Origin of the sequence: Actinomadura napierensis, assembly GCF_039529375.1 — a bacterium.
GTDB classification, from domain to species: Bacteria; Actinomycetota; Actinomycetes; order Streptosporangiales; family Streptosporangiaceae; genus Spirillospora; species Spirillospora napierensis.
In genome coordinates this window covers 1-637 of record NZ_BAAAMR010000334.1, presented here as the reverse complement: position 1 = coordinate 637, position 637 = coordinate 1, and the positions used below count along the sequence as shown (strand labels likewise).

The 637-nt window shown below is 32.0% G+C and carries 1 protein-coding gene; it reads right to left on the bottom strand.

The window, feature by feature from the left end; all coding sequences use genetic code 11:
* Positions 1 to 72: 72 nt before the first annotated feature.
* A complete protein-coding gene (locus tag ABD296_RS49780) occupies positions 73 to 483 on the bottom strand; it encodes a hypothetical protein (RefSeq protein ID WP_344285618.1) in 411 nt (136 codons plus the stop codon).
* Between the last annotated feature and the right edge of the window lie 154 nt (positions 484 to 637).

Below are 637 nucleotides of genomic sequence, written 5' to 3'. Positions count from 1 at the left end.
AAAATATATATTATAAAAACATAGAGTACAGTGACGATTTTTAACTTTATAAAACTCCCTAAAAATCCTCATTTAGACATTTTGAGACTCAAGCGAGTTTGAGCTTGTTTCTTTAAATACCCATAGGGCAAAACAAAATATGATCACGATGAGTAGACCTAAACTTTGACCATGACCCAAGAGATAAAACGCAACATCTGGGATAGTCTGAATGGCTTTGTAGTCAAGAATTGGCTCTAGCCAAAAGTATGCAAATGGAACAGCAATTAAAAATTGTGTTGTAAACTCAATATGATTGCGTGTTAAAAAGCCCAAAATAGCTGCTGTGAGAATATAGATAACAATCCTTACCGAGACTTCGTATGATGTTGTCATATCTAGTGCAAAGATGGTCTGACACTTAAATGCCAGTAATAAAACACCGATAAAAGCGAACATCGCCAAGAGCTTTAAAAGCTCATCAATATAATTGTTATTGCTCATGTTTTGCTCAATTTTAAGTATTAAAAATTATAAATTTTGACTGAATATAGATCAGAAAATAGCTCTCTACATTGACATAATATGACATTTTTTGTCAGTTAAGTATTTTAATAAGGCTACTAAAATAGTTGTTATGCGGTTTGTTCTACTGATC

Excerpts from the sequence above, each read along its gene's own strand:
- ABD296_RS49780 (WP_344285618.1), bottom strand. The coding sequence starts at position 483 with ATGAGCAATAACAATTATATTGATGAGCTTTTAAAGCTCTTGGCGATG.